General features: G+C 61.6%; 17 protein-coding genes. 4 read left to right on the plus strand and 13 right to left on the minus strand.

Annotated features, from left to right (window positions below; all coding sequences use genetic code 11):
• On the minus strand, nt 1-611 hold a 611-nt coding region (locus P8L30_09185), incomplete at its 3' end, for a hypothetical protein (GenBank protein ID MDG2240363.1).
• Nucleotides 612-635: 24 nt separating this feature from the next.
• On the opposite strand from P8L30_09185, the gene trmH reads away from it, so the two are divergent.
• A complete protein-coding gene (trmH, locus tag P8L30_09190) occupies nt 636-1,289 on the plus strand; it encodes a tRNA (guanosine(18)-2'-O)-methyltransferase TrmH (GenBank protein MDG2240364.1) in 654 nt (217 codons plus the stop codon).
• Nucleotides 1,290-1,293: 4 nt separating this feature from the next.
• On the opposite strand, the gene P8L30_09195 is transcribed toward trmH, so the two are convergent.
• The 3 genes from P8L30_09195 to rpiA form a co-directional block, all read right to left on the minus strand.
• Nucleotides 1,294-2,673 (minus strand): TIGR01777 family oxidoreductase, encoded by a 1,380-nt coding sequence (locus tag P8L30_09195; protein ID MDG2240365.1) that lies wholly within the window; start codon nt 2,671-2,673, stop codon nt 1,294-1,296.
• A 322-nt stretch (nt 2,674-2,995) separates the two neighbouring features.
• Complete coding sequence (gene rpe / locus P8L30_09200) at nt 2,996-3,655, minus strand: ribulose-phosphate 3-epimerase (protein ID MDG2240366.1); 660 nt, start codon at nt 3,653-3,655, stop codon at nt 2,996-2,998.
• Nucleotides 3,652-4,356 carry a ribose-5-phosphate isomerase RpiA gene (gene rpiA, locus P8L30_09205; protein MDG2240367.1) on the minus strand — a complete coding sequence of 235 codons (705 nt, stop codon included), beginning with the start codon at nt 4,354-4,356 and terminating at the stop codon, nt 3,652-3,654. Before rpiA ends, rpe begins: the two co-directional genes overlap by 4 nt.
• Nucleotides 4,357-4,564: 208 nt before the next feature.
• Here rpiA and aroF point away from each other — a divergent pair, with 208 nt between their 5' ends.
• The gene (gene aroF, locus P8L30_09210; protein MDG2240368.1) at nt 4,565-5,599 is read left to right on the plus strand and encodes a 3-deoxy-7-phosphoheptulonate synthase; all 1,035 of its coding nucleotides are present in this window, start codon (nt 4,565-4,567) and stop codon (nt 5,597-5,599) included.
• A 10-nt stretch (nt 5,600-5,609) separates the two neighbouring features.
• Here the strand turns inward: aroF and argH are convergent, their stop codons facing one another.
• From argH to trxA, 4 genes are all read right to left on the minus strand, one after another.
• The gene (argH, locus tag P8L30_09215) at nt 5,610-7,016 is read right to left on the minus strand and encodes an argininosuccinate lyase (protein ID MDG2240369.1); all 1,407 of its coding nucleotides are present in this window, start codon (nt 7,014-7,016) and stop codon (nt 5,610-5,612) included.
• 63 nt (nt 7,017-7,079) lie between these two features.
• A complete protein-coding gene (locus tag P8L30_09220; protein MDG2240370.1) occupies nt 7,080-8,336 on the minus strand; it encodes an argininosuccinate synthase in 1,257 nt (418 codons plus the stop codon).
• A gap of 200 nt (nt 8,337-8,536) precedes the next feature.
• Nucleotides 8,537-8,992, minus strand: a complete 456-nt coding sequence (gene argR, locus P8L30_09225; protein MDG2240371.1) for an arginine repressor — start codon at nt 8,990-8,992, stop codon at nt 8,537-8,539.
• The gene (trxA, locus tag P8L30_09230; GenBank protein ID MDG2240372.1) at nt 8,989-9,300 is read right to left on the minus strand and encodes a thioredoxin; all 312 of its coding nucleotides are present in this window, start codon (nt 9,298-9,300) and stop codon (nt 8,989-8,991) included. Before trxA ends, argR begins: the two co-directional genes overlap by 4 nt.
• A 290-nt stretch (nt 9,301-9,590) precedes the next feature.
• Between trxA and P8L30_09235 the strand changes: the two genes are divergently transcribed.
• A complete protein-coding gene (locus tag P8L30_09235; GenBank protein MDG2240373.1) occupies nt 9,591-10,562 on the plus strand; it encodes a threonine/serine dehydratase in 972 nt (323 codons plus the stop codon).
• A 483-nt stretch (nt 10,563-11,045) separates the two neighbouring features.
• On the opposite strand, the gene P8L30_09240 is transcribed toward P8L30_09235, so the two are convergent.
• From P8L30_09240 to P8L30_09255, 4 genes are read right to left on the minus strand one after another with little or no spacing between them, the layout of a single operon-like run.
• Nucleotides 11,046-11,288: a DinB family protein gene (locus P8L30_09240; protein MDG2240374.1), complete on the minus strand. Its 243-nt coding sequence runs from the start codon at nt 11,286-11,288 to the stop codon at nt 11,046-11,048.
• Nucleotides 11,289-11,291: 3 nt separating this feature from the next.
• Nucleotides 11,292-12,551, minus strand: coding sequence for a mechanosensitive ion channel (locus P8L30_09245; protein ID MDG2240375.1), 1,260 nt, complete (start codon nt 12,549-12,551; stop codon nt 11,292-11,294).
• A 27-nt stretch (nt 12,552-12,578) separates the two neighbouring features.
• Complete coding sequence (locus P8L30_09250; GenBank protein ID MDG2240376.1) at nt 12,579-13,769, minus strand: serine hydrolase; 1,191 nt, start codon at nt 13,767-13,769, stop codon at nt 12,579-12,581.
• Nucleotides 13,766-15,403 (minus strand): D-aminoacylase, encoded by a 1,638-nt coding sequence (locus tag P8L30_09255; protein ID MDG2240377.1) that lies wholly within the window; start codon nt 15,401-15,403, stop codon nt 13,766-13,768. Before P8L30_09255 ends, P8L30_09250 begins: the two co-directional genes overlap by 4 nt.
• A gap of 99 nt (nt 15,404-15,502) precedes the next feature.
• On the opposite strand from P8L30_09255, the gene P8L30_09260 reads away from it, so the two are divergent.
• Nucleotides 15,503-16,612 carry a hypothetical protein gene (locus P8L30_09260; protein ID MDG2240378.1) on the plus strand — a complete coding sequence of 370 codons (1,110 nt, stop codon included), beginning with the start codon at nt 15,503-15,505 and terminating at the stop codon, nt 16,610-16,612.
• A 67-nt stretch (nt 16,613-16,679) separates the two neighbouring features.
• Here P8L30_09260 and P8L30_09265 read toward each other — a convergent pair whose 3' ends face one another.
• Complete coding sequence (locus P8L30_09265; GenBank protein ID MDG2240379.1) at nt 16,680-17,375, minus strand: creatininase family protein; 696 nt, start codon at nt 17,373-17,375, stop codon at nt 16,680-16,682.
• Nucleotide 17,376 lies beyond the last annotated feature (1 nt).

Here is a 17,376-nt window from a genome sequence, read left to right on the forward strand (position 1 = left end):
TGAACGTTGTCCACGAAGTACCCCCGGGCACCCAGAGACGTCCCCCAAACTCCGACGACCAGGTAGATGTGCCCTTCTTCATCCGCTGTAGCGCGAAGAGTGTAGTTCTTCTGTACGAAGGTCACGCCGGAGCCCGCCCCGCTGGACGTCGGGTCTTGGATGGCTAGGTCGGCGGCTTCTGTCGGTGGGGTTGTGTGTGCCCCTGCGAGCACTCGCCACGGCTCGGTCCCACTGTGATCTGATGTCCCCAGGTCGAACGAGAGCTGGATGTCATAGGCACGCTCCGGCTGGACGTCGAATTCACGCTCCAGCCACACCTTTGCCGCACCTGAGGCGTTGTCCAGCGTGAGGGCTGCGGAAGCGCTGCCGAGCGACGAGTGTTCACTGGAGCGGGTCATTGACCACTCCACGGCGGGAGTTCCCAAGTCTACTCCTGACCCGTACCAGCCCTCGAGATCATTCTCGAACGAATACGCGAAGTCGAACTCGGGCACGATCACGATCTCGCCCACCCGGTCGCAGGCCGCTGAGAGCAGGGCGATCAAAACGAGGGTGTAGAGACGGTATCGTAGCAGGGTGTCCTCCCGGTCGAGTGAGGTATGGCGTTCCAAGCGAAGTCGGCGAGAATATACCGTATGACACCAGAACGATTCCATCGTCTACGTGACGTACTCCTTCGCCGCCAGCTCGATTTAACGGTCCTTTTGGATGGCGTGAACAAATCGCACAACTTCTCAGCGCTCCTTAGGAACTGTGACGCGGTCGGAGTTTTGGCCGTCCACGTGGTGCCGCCGGCGCATGGGCTCGGTCTCCACCATGGAACGTCCGCTGGCACGAAGAAGTGGGTGAACGTCCATCGCCACGATGGGGCGGCGTCTGCCATAAGCCACCTACATGAGAGAGGCTTCACGGTGATTGCAGCACATCCCTCCCCCGACGCACAGGACTATCGCGACATCGACTACACTCGCCCGGTGGCGATTACGATGGGGGCAGAGTTGGACGGGGTCTCGGAGGCAGGTCTGCGTTTGGCAGACCAACACGTCGTCGTACCGATGCTCGGGATGGTGCACTCCCTCAACGTCTCGGTCGCGACCTCGATCCTCTTGTTCGAGGCGCTCCGCCAGCGGCAGGCAGCGGGCATGTACGACGAATCCCAAATGCCCAAGGAGGACTTCGATCGGACCCTATTCGAATGGGCGTACCCTTCCATCGCCGACAAAAGGCGGCGCGCGGGTCGCCCCTACCCCGCGCTCAGCTCGGACGGAGAGCTCCTTCTCGACAGCTAGCGGGTCAGTCCGTCCGACCGAGCTGGAACCGCATGGAATCTTCCACTCCCTCGTAGAAGAACTGAAATCCTGATTCCGTGAGTTTGCTTGGCACCACACGTTGGCCCCACAACAGGGCCTCCTGACCGAGTTCTCCAAATACGGCCTTAACGGCTATCGCTGGTACCGGGATGAACGTGGGGCGACCGAGAACTCGTCCTAGTGAAGATGTGAACGTGGAGTTCGTCACAGGATGTGGCGCCGTGGCGTTGATGGGTCCGCTGAGATCGTCGGTCATCAAGATGTGGTGGATCGCAGCCACCAGGTCGTCGGTATCGATCCAGCTCAAATACTGGTCACCGGAACCGAGTCGGCCTCCGGCTCCCATCTTGAACGGAAGCAGCATCTGCCCCAATGCACCTCCAGCTGGAGAAAGGGCGACCCCGGTGCGCAGAAGCGCGACACGGACGCCCGCCCGCTCCGCCGGCTTGACTGCTCCTTCCCAGGCACGGCAGACCTCTGCGAGGAAGCCCTTACCGGCTAGGGCGCTTTCTTCGAGGCGCTCACTTCCACGGTCGCCGTAGAATCCGGTCGCCGAAGCGGATACCAGAATCCGCGGCCCGTTCTTCATCGTAGCCAGGGTCCGGGCGATGAGTTCAGTACCCTTCACGCGACTCGTCATGATGGCCTTTTTGCGTTCGGACGTCCAACGGCCGTTCGCGATCGATGTGCCACCGAGATGCACTACTGCGTCTACGCCTTCGAGAGCCGCTCGATCAAGCTCACCCGCTGACGGATTCCAGTAGATAGAGTCGTCCCCGACGGACCGACTGTCGCGAACCAAGCGGATGACATGATGGCCACCGGTGGTCAGGAAATCGGCGAGGTTGCTCCCTATGAGCCCACTTGCACCCGTGATGGCGATGCGCATCCGGGGCCGGGCTGCGAATTTGGCGTGTTGGGCTAGGTCCGTGAACAGGCGGCGATACCTGAAGCGGAAGAGCCGCCCGAGTTCTGTCTTTACGAGTGCCGGACCAATCGCGGCACCTGCCGCTCCGAGCGGTGCTTCGACGTCGATCTGGTCCTGCATAGACGTACCGCCCCCGTCGAGTGGCTCGAATGTGTGCGTGTGAACCCAGGACTTCAGCGGCCCCGAGACTTGCTCGTCTCGAAACTGGCGGTTGGGAATGAAATCTTTGTGGCGCAACGCCCACTTGAAACGGGTCGGTCCCCGATGGACTCGGAGCACGACACGGGCACCATCGCGAATGCCCCCCTCCTTCTCCAAAACGTCAACGTGAGCCCAGGGCGGCGTCAGTCTCTCTAGAGCTCCCGGGCGTTCATGCCAGGCGAACACCGTTTCGGGGGAGTGGTCCGTGAGTGTCGACTTATATGTAAGGCGCATCAAGGCGTGACGGCTGAGGGGTCGGAAATCTTGCTCGACTGGACTACCCCAGGTATGCCCCAGAGTGTCCGCATAGGCCTACTCCGCGGCAGGTTCGGTCGCGGGCTCGCGAAGCTGGTGCGCATGTCCCCCTCATCGTCCACAACCAGTACGGGTGCGGCTAGGGTTGCGGACGAGCTTTCGCCATAACACGCGCAGAACGTCGTCACGCTCAAAGGGCTCGGTTACGAGGTCGACGGTGCCCAGCAGGCCGCCTCTTCCCTGACGAGCACTTTGAAATCGGATATCGCCACGGATGGCGTGACGTCCTTGCCTTTCGTCGCTACCCTGTGGAGGCCGCGCTTCGCAGGGCTGAGACGCCCGCCGTTGCTCCTTCCGGATACCCGTAAACCGCTGATCCAGCAACAATTACGGAAGCTCCCGTCGCTGCCACTTCGGCAATGTTCGACAAACCGACCCCACCGTCGACTTGGAGTTCGGCCGAACTCCCAGCCGCGTCGAGCATGGCCCGGGCCCGCCGTAGCTTGTCGGAGCTCCGCGGAATGTAGGACTGCCCACCGAACCCTGGGTTTACGGACATAATCAGGAGGAGGTCGAGATGCTCCACGACGTCCTCGATCGCGGAAAGAGGAGTGGCCGGGTTGAGGGCCACTCCGGCCTTGGCACCGAGCTCTCCGATCCTGGCCAACGTCCGGTGGAGGTGCGTGCATGCTTCCGCGTGTACGGTCACCCAATCCGCGCCTGCTTTCACGAAATCATCGACGTAGTCGTCAGGATTCGAAATCATCAGGTGGACGTCGAGTGGCAGGTCAGTGGCTCGGCGCGCGCCCGCGGTTACCACCGGACCGATGGTGATATTGGGAACGAAGTGGCCGTCCATAACGTCCACATGGATCCAGTCCGCACCCCCCGCTTCCACTGCCTGGATCTCTTCACCCAAACGGGAGAAGTCTGCAGAGAGGATGGAAGGAGCGATCTTCATTTCGGCGCCTCCCAAACTTCGATGCCAGTCTCTCCGGCGATCACGGCGACGTCTGCGAGGCCGAGGAAGAGCCCCGTTTCAACGATTCCAGCCCGAGCGTGGAGCTCGACGTCAAGAAGTTGGGGGTCGTCTATCCCGCCTGCGAACGTGCAATCCAGCAGCAAGTTTCCGTTGTCACTCATCTGCGGAGAGCCATCTTCTTGCATACGCATGGCGACTTCTGCGCCGATTGATTCGAGGAATCGCACATGCGAGCCCTGCCCCCAGCTTACGACCTCGATCGGAAGCGGACATTTCGTACCGATCTTGTCGACTGTTTTTCCGGCATCCGCGATGATCACGAGACGGTCTGAAGACTGAGCGACCATCTTCTCACGGAGAAGTGCGCCGCCTAGGCCTTTAATGAGGTCGAGCTGGGGTGTCACCTCATCGGTGCCATCGATCGTAAGATCGATATGATCCCGGTCTACGAGATCGACCAGCTCGATTCCCGCTTGGCGCCCCTCCTTAACGGTCCGGACTGAGGTTGGGATTCCAACGATGTCCTTAAGTTCTCCGTCGCGGATCTTCTGCCCGAGAAGGTCCAGGAGATGCGCGACCGTGGACCCGGTTCCCAGCCCCAGGATCATTCCACTTTCGACGTACTCGAGGGCTCGAGCGGCAGCTCTTCGTTTCAGTGCCTCGGAAGGACTGAGTTCCATTGAGGACATCTCCGTGGTGGCACACATTCGCGGTGACGTGGGATGTGATGGTCGGAATGTACTCGCGGTTCCGCTGCGTTTCCAGAAGCATCCGGCTAACGTTGACACTCAACGGCTGTAGACCGAACCTTCCCGCCGTGGACAATCGAGGGCTTCGAGGCTCCCGGCACCCGCCGGGGGCCTTTCTTATTTTTCAGCGCGGCACACCATGATCATCGTTACCCATAAAGGCGTAACCCAAGACGAAATCGACCACATCCGTGAACGGGTCGAGTCCATGGGTCTCCGTACGCACATTTCAATCGGCGAGCACCGCACGATCATCGGGTGTGTGGGAGACGAGGCACTTCTCCACCACGTCCCGCTCTTGAGCATTCCTGGCGTCGACGCCGTCCACGAGGTCCTGAAGCCCTACAAGTTGGCTTCGAATGACTTTGCGGCGGCCCCAACCGAAGTGCCGATCGGAGACGCACGGATGGGTGGCCCGGAGGTCATCGTGATCGCCGGACCCTGTTCAGTCGAAAGCGGCGACATGTTGGGCACCACCGCCAAGCATGTGCGCGCGGCCGGTGCGCGGGCTTTACGCGGGGGTGCCTTCAAGCCTCGGTCTTCCCCCTACTCGTTCCAGGGCATGGGAGAGGAAGGCCTGGCCATGCTCGCCGAAATACGCGCGCAGACCGGATTGCCGATCGTCACTGAGGTCATGGATACCCGGCAAGTAGAACTCGTAGCTTCGTACGCGGATGTGCTTCAGATCGGTGCACGGAACATGCAGAACTTCTCTCTCCTCACCGAGGTGGGTCGCCTGAGGCGTCCCGTGCTTCTCAAGCGTGGGATGTCGGCCACCGTGAAGGACCTGCTCTTGGCGGCTGAGTACGTCATGAGCCAAGGCAACACGGATGTGATCCTGTGCGAGAGAGGCATCCGGACCTTCACGACCGCCACACGGAACACATTCGACTTGGCGGCCATCCCGGTCCTCAAACGTGAGACCCACCTCCCAGTTATTGCCGACCCATCCCATGCTGGAGGTCGGCGGCATCTCGTGGCACCCCTGTCTTACGCGGCAGTCGCTGCTGGGGCCGATGGGCTCATGATCGAGGTCCACCCGGACCCGGAAACGGCTACGTCAGACGGAGAACAGTCGCTCGACTTCCCCGAGTTTGACGCGCTCATGTCGTCGCTTCGGCCATTTGTCGAGGCAGCCGGTCGCTCAATGGCAGGATCCGAGCCGTCGGCCTAGCGGTGCGGGCCTAGGTCAGCCCCGCGATTCTGGCCGCGACTTCATCCAACTGTTCGCGCACGGCGCGGAGCGACGTGCCTCCGTCGCTGTCGCGTGAGTCCGCAGATCTAACCCAATCGAACACTTCGGAGACGTCTGCCTCGAAAGATTCGTGTTCGGCTTGAAGTGACTCGATCGGCAGCTCAGAGAGGGACACGCCCGTCGTCTCAGCCTTTCGGACCAAGTGCCCCACCACTTCGTGGGTCGTCCTGAACGGAACACCTTTTCGAACGAGATAGTCGGCGAGATCCGTCGCGAGGAGTTGGGCGTCCATGGCGGTCCTCATCCGTTCCGGCACGAAGGCGGCAGTCTCCAGCGCCCCCGCGACCGCAGGGAGCGTGAGGTCCAACGTGTCTACGGTGTCGAATAGCGCCTCTTTGTCTTCCTGTAGATCGCGGTTGTACCCCGTAGGAAGGCCTTTCAAGAGCGTCAACATTGTGGAGAGGTTTCCCACGAGCCTGCCCGACTTCCCGCGGGCCAACTCGGCCACGTCCGGATTCCTCTTCTGAGGCATGAGGCTCGAGCCCGTGCTGTACCCGTCCGACAGTCTGACAAAGCCGAATTCAGTGCTGGAGAACAGCACGAGGTCTTCGGAGAGCCGAGAAAGGTGCACGCCGATCATGGCGCCGGCGTAGGTCAGGTCACAGACCCAATCGCGGTCAGCCACCGCGTCCACCGAGTTCTCGCTCACCCGGTCGAATCCCAACTCCGTACGCAGGCCCTCCCGGTCGATCGGGAAGGGGCAACCCGCGATAGCGCCTGAACCCAAGGTCATCACAGAAGCCGACCGCCGAGCTGCTTGGATCCGATCAACGTCGCGTAGAAATGCGAAGAGATGACTGAGCGCCCAATGCGCTGCTCGAATCGGCTGAGCCTGCTGCATGTGTGTATAGCCGGGCATGACCACGTCGATTCCTCGGGCTGCCAAGTCCTGCAGTGCCCGGCACACAGCGATCAGGTGGGCTTCGATCCGGTCACAGGCGGCCATACCGTAAAGGCGGACGCCTGTCGCGCTCTGATCGTTCCGAGAACGTCCAGTATGGAGCTTCCCGGCCACCTCCCCGGCGGCCTCGCCCAACATTCGTTCAACGACCGAGTGGATGTCCTCTTCAGCGGCACCATCGAAGCCCTCGGCTTCGATTCGTACACCCACCGCGGCTAGGCCGTCAATGATGGACCCTACTTCGTCCTCGGTCAGGACGGCCGCCTTCCCGAGCGCCCTAGCCCAGGCGGCGCTGCCCGTGAGGTCCTCGCGCCACAGGCGCTGGTCGATGCCGAGGCTGAGGTTGAGTGGTACCATTTCTGGCGCCATGCCGCCTTCGAAGCGCCCTCCCCAAAGTGCGGCGGGTCCGTCCGGATCAGTCGTTGAATCGCTCATGACGGGACGTTAGCGCGCCCGCCGCCAATTGGGCAGTGGGTCAAGCGCTGTCGTCGGACGGTCTTAAACCGCGCCGGCCGCGATGACTTCGTCAATGATGTGCGAGACCTCAGGGTCTGCCTGCTTCTTGAATGCTTCCAATCCAGCTGCTGCACGGATCGGGAGCCCGAAGAGGCGAATGAAGCCTTCGGCGTCCGAATGGTCGTATGTCGCCGCATGCCCGAAGCTCGCGAGGTCCTCACGGTACAGAGAGACCGGGCTTTTTCTGGACGCGACCCAGCACGATCCCTTGAAGAGCTTCATCTTCACGGAGCCTGTCACGTTCTTGGACAGCACGTCCGCCATCGCTTGAAGAGCCTCACGCTCCGTGGTCCACCAGCGACCCTCGTAGAGCATGTCCGACCACCGCTGGGCCATCTCATCCTTCATGCCCTCTGCGCGCCGATCGATCGTGATGGATTCGAGATCCTTGATGGCCGAGTAGAGGATGGTGCCACCCGGCGTCTCATAGACGCCCCGTGACTTCATGCCTACGAGCCGGTTCTCCACGATGTCTGCTCTGCCCACGCCATGGCGCGAACCGATCTCATTCAGCGTGGACAACAACTCGACAGCGCCCATGACCTCACCGTTGACCGAGACGGGCACGCCTGCATCGAATCCGATCTCCACGTATTCCGGTGTGTCCGGAGCCAATTCGGGCGACAGAGTCCACAGGAACATGGACTCCTCTGGCTCGAAGGCCGGATCCTCGAGTGGACCACCTTCATGTGAGATGTGCCAGAGATTTTCGTCTCGGCTGAACAACTTGGTCTCATCGACTCCCTCGAGCGGGATCTTCCGCTTGTGGGCGTAGGCCAAGGCTTCCTCACGGGAGGTTATGTCCCATTCCCTCCACGGCGCGATCACTTTCATTTGGGGAGCAAGGGCCGCATATGCCAACTCGAAGCGGACCTGGTCATTCCCCTTGCCTGTGCAACCGTGTGACAGTGCTTGGGCGCCTTCCTGAAGCGCGACCTCAGCCTGACGTTTTCCGAGAAGCGGACGGGCCATCGCTGTGCCCAGCAAGTACTTACGGCCGTAGACCGCCCCGATCTTGAGCGTCGGGAATACGTAGTCTTCGACGAACTCTTGGCGGAGGTCCTCACCGTAGAAGCCGCTGGCGCCGGTGGCGTAGGCCTTTGCTTCGAGGCCATCCAGGCCGCCCTGCTGACCCACGTTTCCGGCCATGCAGATCACTTCGGCGTTATAGGTCTCTTTGAGCCATGGCACGATAACTGAGGTGTCGAGCCCACCTGAGTAACCAAGAACGACCTTCATGAGACTTTCCTCGGGTGCTCGATTGAGCGCCGGTGTTTAGAAAATCAGGGCCGGGGGACGAAAGACCAACTACCTCCCGCCAAGGAGTCAGGGGGCACAATGCCCCGAGCTTCCGCCCCCGGTCCCATCAAACAATTCGATTATCAAGGTGGCATAAGAGTCAGCCACGAAGCATAAATATGCATCCGCGATGCATGATGTCAACCCGAGCGGGATGCCATCTTCTCAATTCGCGCCTTGGTACTTTCGAGCGATTTATGGGACCGCAGGATGATGAGGACCGTGTCGTCACCCGCCAGGGTGCCGAGGACCTCAGGCCACTCTTCCCAGTCGATGCCGGCGGCAACGGTCTGGGCCGCTCCCTTCATTGTACGGATCACCAGAAGGTGATCTACGCCATCTGCAGACTGAAACAGAGTCGGCAGGAGTGAACGGAGCGAGGGCGTGCTCTCCCATTCGTCCGGCATGGAATAGTGGGATGTGCCATCGGCTCCGGGAACTTTCACAAGTCTGAGCTCTCGGATATCCCGCGACACCGTGGCTTGCGTCACATCGGTGCCTTCCGCGTGCAGGATCTCACAGAGCGCCTCTTGGCTCGTGACCCGATGCTGCTTGATTGCGTCGAGGATCTGGTCGTGCCGGATCTTCTTGTTCATGCCACGGCCTTTGCAGCGAAATCTCTAACGCGTTCCGGCTCGAACCCGGCGCTCCGTTCCATTTCTTCACCCTCTTGGAAGAGGATCACGGTCGGGATGCTGCGGATACCGTAGCGCTCAGCTACTAAAGGAGCTTTGTCCGTATCCACTTTGACTACGAGCATCTTTCCCGATTGGGCCTGTGCGATCTCATCCATGAGCGGAGCCACCATCTTGCAGGGCCCGCACCAGTCGGCGTAGAAGTCCACCAGGACAGGAACGGAAGCGCCGAGAACCGTGGCATCGAAGTCGTCTTGAGTCACAGTCACGGGACGATCCAGGAGCATTGGCTTGCTACACCCGCCACAGGCCGGACGATGTGCTGCTCTGGACATATCGACGCGGTTCTTGGTATCGCAGAAGCTGCAACGCAGGGTAACCGGGTGAACGACTTCGGCAGACGACATCGACGCTCCTGGGGTGGGACTCGCGCGGTACTATACCCGTATCAGCGTATCTGGCCAACGCTTCGGACCGCTACTCGGAGTGAGATATCCGCACACAGGTTCAAGCGCCCATGGGGTAGCGGGTCCTGCGAGGCCACGTCATCATCCCAGCGATGACTACCCTACGCTTCCCACTGGAGCGCCTCGAAGAGGCGCGGGCACGAATTGCATCGTCCGTCCATCGGACGCCGCTTCTTCCATCACGCACCCTCTCGGATCGCATCGGCGCGCCCGTGTACCTGAAGTGCGAGAATCTCCAGAAAACGGGCGCATTTAAGGTGAGGGGCGCCCTGCACCGCTTGTTGATGCTGTCGGACGAGGAGCGGGCGAGAGGCGTTGCCACGATCTCTGCAGGTAACCACGCCCAGGCGGTCGCGTGGGCTTCGAGCGCCGCTGGCGTGAGCAGCCTCGTCGTGATGCCCGAAAACGCCTCGCCTACAAAAGTGCGAGCGAGTCGCGAGTACGGAGCCGAGGTCGTGCTCCATGGTGATGCCCGAGCAGCCTTCGCCCATGTCCTGGAGATCGCGGACGAGAGGGGACTGACATTCGTGCATCCGTTCGACGATGAAGAGGTGGTCGCGGGACATGCGAGTTGCGGGCTGGAAATCGTAGAAGATTTGCCGGATGTGGCGGCCATTGTGGTTCCCGTGGGTGGCGGCGGACTGTCGTCGTCGATCGCCGCAGCCGTGGCGGCCACCCGCCCTGGGATCGCGGTTTGGGGCGTCGAGCCAGAGGGGGCACCGGGAATGCACAGGAGCCTGGCTGCGGGAGAGGCTATTCATCTCGACTCCGTGGAGACGATCGCGGACGGCCTCGCCGCCCCAATGGCCGGGGTGCTGAACCACGCCTTGCTCGAGGAGCATTCCCGGGGCGTGATGCTCGTGAGCGACGCAGAGATCGTCACCGGACTCCGGGTATTACTCGAGCGTACGAAGCTGCTGGCCGAGCCAGCGGGTGCCGCAGGGATAGCGGCACTTTTGGCGGGCAAGATCCCGCTTGATCCGAACGGTCCGGTCGTTGTGGTGATCAGTGGCGGTAATGCTGACCTCGATGGGTTGGGTGGTCTGCTGCGGGAGGGTAGATGAGCATGTGTAGGCCCGTTGCAGACACAGGCGGTCCGGTTTCACCCGCCGGCCTCGTCTTCGGTGGTGCACACTCCCTTTATGAGCAGAGTTGGGCCCCCAGGAGCTGCTGAGTGGGTCTGTGAACGTTCAGGTTCACGCGGGGCGCCGGGCGTTCGTTATCGTAGGTGGCTGACCAATCATCGGTGCCGACGACCACGGAGCCACCCGAAAACGAACCCTGGTCCCAGGCGGTGGAGAGCTTTGGCTCGCCTGAGGCGCCACCAACTGACGAGGTGCTTCGTAAGCGCTGCCCTGCTTGAGTTGAAGCGTCTGCAGGATCGTAAAGACGAACCCGTCGTCCAGCAGCGGGGTGCTCACGCGTAGGTCCATTTCTCCTACGCTGTCCAACACGATACGGCAGACGGCTGCACGGCAGTCCCAACATTCGCTGAGCTTAGGGAGTGGGAGCGAATCTCTAACAGCGCGCGGGTTTTCGAAGGGGTTCTAGATGCCCCGTAGCCCTTCAGACCCGGTGTCACCACTCTCGAGGTTCGCCCCGAGCCAGACTTCCTCATAATGGCCGCTGTGGCCCAAGTCCCAGACGATGGGGCTCATGAGTGGGTCGTGCTGGAGTCGAAGATCTTCTTGGGCGAGCTTCGCCGCGATCAGCATGGTCCTGCTTCTGGCTTCGGTCAGCAGAAACGAGATATCAGTTGCGGACAGCCGGCGGCCAAGTTTGAGATCCACGGCTTAGCGGCTTCCACCTGCCCCGGCGAAGTCATCCCCCGTCGGCTCCTGAAATGCCTTCAAGCCAAACTCGGGGAGAATCGCGATCAAGTGGTCGAAGATGTCTGCTTGGAATGCCTCGTAGCTCCCCCACTCGGTATCGTTCGAGAAGCAGTAGATCTCGATGGGAATGCCCTGGGGTCCCGACGCCAGTTGGCGAACGAGTAGTGTCATGTCGCGGTGTGTCTGTGGGTGGACCCTCAAGTAGTTCACGACGTAGGCTCGGAACGTCCCGAGGTTCGTGAGCCGCCGCTGTTCGGGAATCACCTCCGGGTCTGCAGGGGCATGCTCCGCGTGATAGCTGTCCAGCTCGGAGCGCTTGGAGCCCATGTACTCGCGGAGCACCTCATACCGTGACAGACGTTCGACTTCACTGTCTTCGAGGAAGTGCACCGACCCCATATCGATATGGATGGCCCGTTTGATCCGACGTCCGCCGGACTCCGACATGCCGCGCCAGTTCTTGAAGGACTCGCCTATGAAGCTGTGCGTTGGGACGGCGGAAATCGTCTTGTCCCAGTTTTGGACCTTGACCGTGTGCAGTGCGATGTCGATCACGTCACCGTCTGCGTTGGCCTGGGGCATCTCGACCCAGTCGCCGATCCGGATGATGTCGTTCGACATGATCTGAATACTGGCAACGAGAGACAGGATCGTGTCTCTGAAGACCAACATGAGGACGGCGGTAAGCGCGCCGAGCCCGGACAGGAAGACAGTGGGATTCCGGTCGGCAAGGATCGAGACGATCACGATGCTCGCAGCGAGATATGCGACCAGGCTGATCACCTGCAGGTAGCCTTTGATGGGCCGGCTGTTCGACTCCGAGTACGCCTCGGTGTAAATGTCGTTGGCCGCGTCGAGCAGTGAACTGAGGGCCATCGTCGCGGTGAGCACGATGAACGCGGCGCTCACACGCCGAATGAGCGTCCAAGAGAGCAGGACAATGTCCGGGTCGGTTGCAGCAGCTGCCTCGACAGGTGTTACCCCAAGGGCCGGACCGACGCCGAAGTACATGATCGCGGCCGGTACCACGTGGGCGATACGCGCGATGACGTTTCGTTCGATGACCCGGTCATCCCAAGTCGACTTGGTTCGGCCGGCCACCCTCCGGGCGACTCCACGAAAGACGCGGGTCGTGGCGAGATCACCGAGCCACGAGGCCACGACCAAGATGGCCAGGAGCCCAATGAGGGTGATCCAGTTTTCTGGTAGAGATTGAATCATGGTTTTCTCGTGGACCGCGTCAGCAGTCTAGCGAGACTCTCCCATCTCTTCTGCGAGCAGATCGAGAGCCAAAGTCGTCAAACGAACGAGGTGTACATGAGCCGCGTTTCCGTTGGTGAGGAAGGCAACCCCGAATCCACGCGTCTTGTTTCCAGACGCGAAGGCTGTGTAGCCGGGCAGGCTCCCCGAGTGGGCGAAGAAGCGCTCGCCTGCTCGGGTGGATGTCCACCAGGTGAGGCCGTACCCCGGATTTTCGTAGCCCCACCCACCGCCCAGCCCCTGGCCGATGAACTGTTCGTACTGCAGCGTGTGCATCTGGTCCAGCGTGGACTCCTGAAGCACAGAGCGGCCGTTCCAACTTCCGTCTCCCAAGTTGAAGCGGACCCAGTTCGCCTGGTTGTGAACCGTCCCGTACACGATGCCCGCCGGCCATACGTTGGCCTTCAGGCGCGCCGTGGCGGTGTTCCGCCCGGTGTTCTGGTCAGGCGCGTAGGGTACCGAGATCCGTTCCTCCATCTCAGGCGGGAGATCGAACACGGTGTGATCCATGTCGAGAGCGCCCCACACGTTCTCCCGGATGTACTGCTTGTAGGGCACGCCTGAGAATTTCTCGACCAGGTGTGCCACGAGCGAGTACGCCATGTTCGAGTAGACCACCGCTTGCTGAGGCGGCGTTGCTAGACGTAGCGAGTCCGTGAGGTACTCGGTCAGCGCGAGTGGAGAGGTTTCGCCCCAGACGAGGTGCGGACCGAAATCGCCGGGCATACCCGAGGTGTGAGTCAGCATGTGGCGGAAGGTCACGGGGTTGTCAGGGTCCTCGCCCCGCAAGGTGAGTCCCTCCAGGTAGTCGCTCACCTTGTCGTCAAGGAAAAACTTCCCCTGCTCCATCTGCTGGAGGAGCGCCACGGTCGACTGTGCTTTGAATGTGGACCCGATGAGGTAGACCGTGTTGGTGGATGCCGGAGTGCGCGCCCACAGGTTCGACTGACCATATGCCGCGCTCCACAGCTCGCCCTCCCGGTCGGTCAGCGCGATCACCATCGATGGGATGTTCCCCTCGAGCATCGCTCGCCTGATCTCCGGCTCCAGCCGTGCAGCGACCCTGACGATCCCTTCCCTTGGCGGCGGCGCGATTTGGGCGCTGGCCTCCACAGCCATAGTCATCGCCGCGCCGACGACTACTGCAGAAACGATGTTTGTCAGCATGGTGCACTTCATCGATTGCTTCCTTTCCCAGGTCCATAGAGAACGTGTCCAGGACGAGCCCCGGTGTGCGTGCCTCCGTCCTCGATTACAACCTCTCCGTTTACCAACACGTACTCGATCCCGACCGGAAACAGTACCGGTTCGTCGTACGTCGCCTGATCGGATACTCGATCGAGGTCGAAGATCGTGATGTCCGCCCAGGCGCCCTCGCGGATGACACCGCGTCGGTCCAAGCGCATTCGAGTGGCTGGCCAAGAAGTCATCTTGCGCACTGCTTCCGCCAACGTCAGGACCTGTTCGTCCCGCACGTACTTTCCGAGCACGCGCGGGAAGGTACCGTAGCTCCGGGGGTGTGGAAGACCCAGGACGTCGGCGCTTCCGGGAGTAAGGGCCGCACCCGCGTCACTCCCGATGCTCGTCCAAGGGCGTTGGAGTGCCCACTTCACGTCTTCTTCGCTCATCATGTGGTAGATGGCCATCACCCGCCCCTGGCCGGCGGCTACCAAATCCCATGCGGCGTCAGCAGGGTCCTTTCCCCATTCCTGGGCGATCTGCGTGATGCTCTTCCCCTCGAAGTGGGCGTTTTCGTCGTTGCGCGCGTTGACCAGGACGACACCGTCCCAGCCACCCGCAGCTTCGACGATGTTCCACCAACCCTCGTATCCGGTGACCAACTCACCCTTCATGCGGTCACGGACGTCGTCGCGGCCGATCCGGGCCCGCACAGAGTCCATACCTCCGTCGAAGGCCCACGAAGGGATCGTCGCCTCGAGCCCCGAGCCGCCCGCGGTATAGGGGTACATGTCCGCCGCGACATCCACCCCTCGGCTCCGCGCGGCCTCGATCTCGACCGCAGCCTCTTTGATCACGGTGCCCCACCCGGGCTCGTAGGCGCCCTTGTAGTGGAAGATCTCAACGGGCAGGCCGCCTCGCTCACCGACCTCAATCGCCTCCTGCACCGCACCTACCAGGCCCCGGCCCTCGTCGCGAATGTGACTGGCATAGATGCCGCCGTAGTCCGCAGCGACTTTCGCGATCTCGACGAGCTCATCTGTCGAGGCGAAGGACGAAGGCGGGTATATGAGTGCAGTGGTCATACCCATCACCCCCTGCTGCATGGCGCTTGCCATGATGCCCCGCATCTCGTCGAGCTCCGCCGCAGTAGGCGCCCTATTCTCGTTGCCAAGGACGGCTACCCTCGCCTGGGTCTCAGAAAAGTAGGAGCCGAAGTTCATCGAAATGCCCTGCTCTTCCAGGTTCCGGAAGTATCCTTCGATGCCGTCCACTCCGACCGGTGTCCCGCCCTCGCCCCCGATCGCTGATGTCACACCCATGCGGAGCTTGTTCTCAGCCAGCCCGTTCCGCAGGAGAACACTACCCGACTGGTCCATCATGTCGATGAAGCCCGGTGACACGTAGAGCCCGGTCGCATCGATCTCGCGGCGACCGGTTCCTTCGATATGACCGATCCGGACGATGCGGCCTGTCTGGATGGCGACGTCAGCGGCGATCCAAGGATTCCCGGATCCATCGAGGACACGTCCATCTCGGATGACGATGTCGTACAAGGGTGCTGTTCCTTGGCCGGACACCTCTCCCGAGAAGGAGGAGAGCGCGAGCATGCAGATCAGAGCAGTCTTACGCATGGAGTAGCCATCCGAATGGGGTGCAAAGGTCAGCTGCGACAATCTTCTGCCACGGGGCGCGGGTCAAGGTGTGATTGCTGTGTGTACCTGGGAGGGCGTATGATCGCGGTCATGGACATATCCTCTGCCTTCCGTCGCTACCTCCTGCCAGGTTTCATCTTCCAGTCGGTCATCATCGCTGGCGGTTATGGTACCGGACGGGAACTCGTCGAGTTCTTTCTCTCCCAAGGCCCCATGGGCGGCCTGCTCGGGATCATCGTCGCGACGCTGATTTTCAGCGCAGTGTCCATGGCTACGTTCGAACTTGCTCGTATGTGGGGCGCGTACGACTACCGACGGTTCTTTCAGAAATTGCTGGGCCGTGGCTGGTGGGTTTTCGAGGTCTGTTACGTGGGGCTGCTACTGATCGTGCTCGCCGTGGTGGCTGCCGCGTCTGGTTCGATCATGGAGGAGACGTTCGGTCTCAACTACTGGGTTGGCGTGGGCGCGGTGATGATCGCGGTCGGCGCGCTGGTCTTCGGCGGGAATGAGACGATCGAGAAGTTCTTTACGGCGTGGTCGTTCGCGCTCTACGCCGTGTACATGATCTTCTTCATCTGGTGCTTTCAGAGCTTCGGTGGTGCCATTACCTCCAACCTCACGGCTACGCCGGCCGGTACGGGTTGGATATGGGCTGGGCTGAGTTACGCCGGATACAACTTGGCCGTGATCCCCCCGGTCCTCGCTGCCCTTCGGCTTCACGAGACGCGCAGAGAGACGTTCATCGCCGGGGCACTCACCGGCCCCATCGCGATGATCCCCGGGCTCTTGTTCTTCCTGGCCACAGTCGGCCAGTACCCCGCGATTATGGACGCTACCGTGCCCGCGAACGTTCTCCTTGAAGTGCTCGGCTCCCGCAGCTTCCAAGTGGCGTTTCAGCTGATCCTGTTCGGGACCTTGGTCGAAACCGGTGCTGGCTTGATCCACGCCTTCAACGAACGGATCTCAGGCCTTCAGGCAGACCGTGCAGGAGACCTGGCGCGTTGGGTGCGCCCGGCTGTGGCGATTGGGCTTCTCGGGCTGGGCACCGTGATCAGCCGATTCGGGCTCATCGACCTCATTGCCAAGGGCTACGGCACGCTCACGATCGGGTTTATCGTCGTGTACGTCATCCCAGTGCTGACGTTGGGCGTAATGAAGATCAGAGCGCACCGGAGCGAAGCGGCCTAGAGACGGGCGTAGAGGTTGTTCGGGTCGGCGCCTGCCAACTCCGTGAGGTACCCAGCGATCTTCTCTGTCACGAGCTGAAAGAAGACCACACCCTTTTCTGGCGTCGCCAGGGCCGGGTTACACCGGTGTCGTCCGTGACCTCGGACCAGCGGCGCGGGGCCCATGCCCACCCTTCGTTGATGGCCTCCAGCGTCCACTCGCGAGCGCGGCCTGGCCCTGCCTGATCCAACGACAGAACCAGATCTGGATTGGTGTGCATCATCAGGCTGGTTTCCATTTCCCCGGCGTGGTTGTCCACGGCGTCGAAGTGGTCTTGGGTGTCGGGTAAGCGGAACCACGAAAGTGTGCTTAGAAAGACCGGGGTGGACACTTGAGCTTCGCGGACCATCTGCTTGAAGTCGTTCCCTCCGTGACCGTTGAGAATCAAGAGCTTGTCGAAGCCCTGTACTTCAAGGCTCTCGATCACATCCAAAAGGACCGCCATCTGCGTCGATGGGTGCATGTTGATGGTGCCGGGGATGTCCAGCTGCTGCGCATTTGCTCCGAAGGGCACAGTTGGCAGCACCAGGGGGCGGGCGCCCCGCTCCCACGCCAAGCGCGCCGCCTCCGCGGCGACGGCGTCACTCTCGTAGACATCCGTGCCGTACGGCAGGTGGAGGTTGTGCGCCTCAGTCGCGCCCCATGGGAGGATCGCGACGTCGTACTGTGACTCGCGCACAACGCTCCAAGTCGTCTCGGAGAGAACCCACGGGCGACCGGCCACG

The sequence above is a fragment of the Longimicrobiales bacterium genome, assembly GCA_029245345.1.
Lineage (GTDB): Bacteria > Gemmatimonadota > Gemmatimonadetes > Longimicrobiales > Gaopeijiaceae > CALFPJ01.

Coding starts and splice junctions, on each gene's coding strand:
- P8L30_09260 (MDG2240378.1), top strand. CDS start 15,503: ATGATCGCGGTCATGGACATATCCTCTGCCTTCCGTCGCTACCTCCTG.
- P8L30_09250 (MDG2240376.1), bottom strand. CDS start 13,769: ATGAAGTGCACCATGCTGACAAACATCGTTTCTGCAGTAGTCGTCGGC.
- P8L30_09235 (MDG2240373.1), top strand. CDS start 9,591: ATGACTACCCTACGCTTCCCACTGGAGCGCCTCGAAGAGGCGCGGGCA.
- argH (MDG2240369.1), bottom strand. CDS start 7,016: ATGAGCGATTCAACGACTGATCCGGACGGACCCGCCGCACTTTGGGGA.
- rpe (MDG2240366.1), bottom strand. CDS start 3,655: ATGAAGATCGCTCCTTCCATCCTCTCTGCAGACTTCTCCCGTTTGGGT.
- argR (MDG2240371.1), bottom strand. CDS start 8,992: ATGAACAAGAAGATCCGGCACGACCAGATCCTCGACGCAATCAAGCAG.
- rpiA (MDG2240367.1), bottom strand. CDS start 4,356: ATGGAACTCAGTCCTTCCGAGGCACTGAAACGAAGAGCTGCCGCTCGA.
- P8L30_09195 (MDG2240365.1), bottom strand. CDS start 2,673: ATGCGCCTTACATATAAGTCGACACTCACGGACCACTCCCCCGAAACG.
- trmH (MDG2240364.1), top strand. CDS start 636: ATGACACCAGAACGATTCCATCGTCTACGTGACGTACTCCTTCGCCGC.
- P8L30_09220 (MDG2240370.1), bottom strand. CDS start 8,336: ATGAAGGTCGTTCTTGGTTACTCAGGTGGGCTCGACACCTCAGTTATC.
- aroF (MDG2240368.1), top strand. CDS start 4,565: ATGATCATCGTTACCCATAAAGGCGTAACCCAAGACGAAATCGACCAC.
- P8L30_09245 (MDG2240375.1), bottom strand. CDS start 12,551: ATGATTCAATCTCTACCAGAAAACTGGATCACCCTCATTGGGCTCCTG.
- P8L30_09255 (MDG2240377.1), bottom strand. CDS start 15,403: ATGCGTAAGACTGCTCTGATCTGCATGCTCGCGCTCTCCTCCTTCTCG.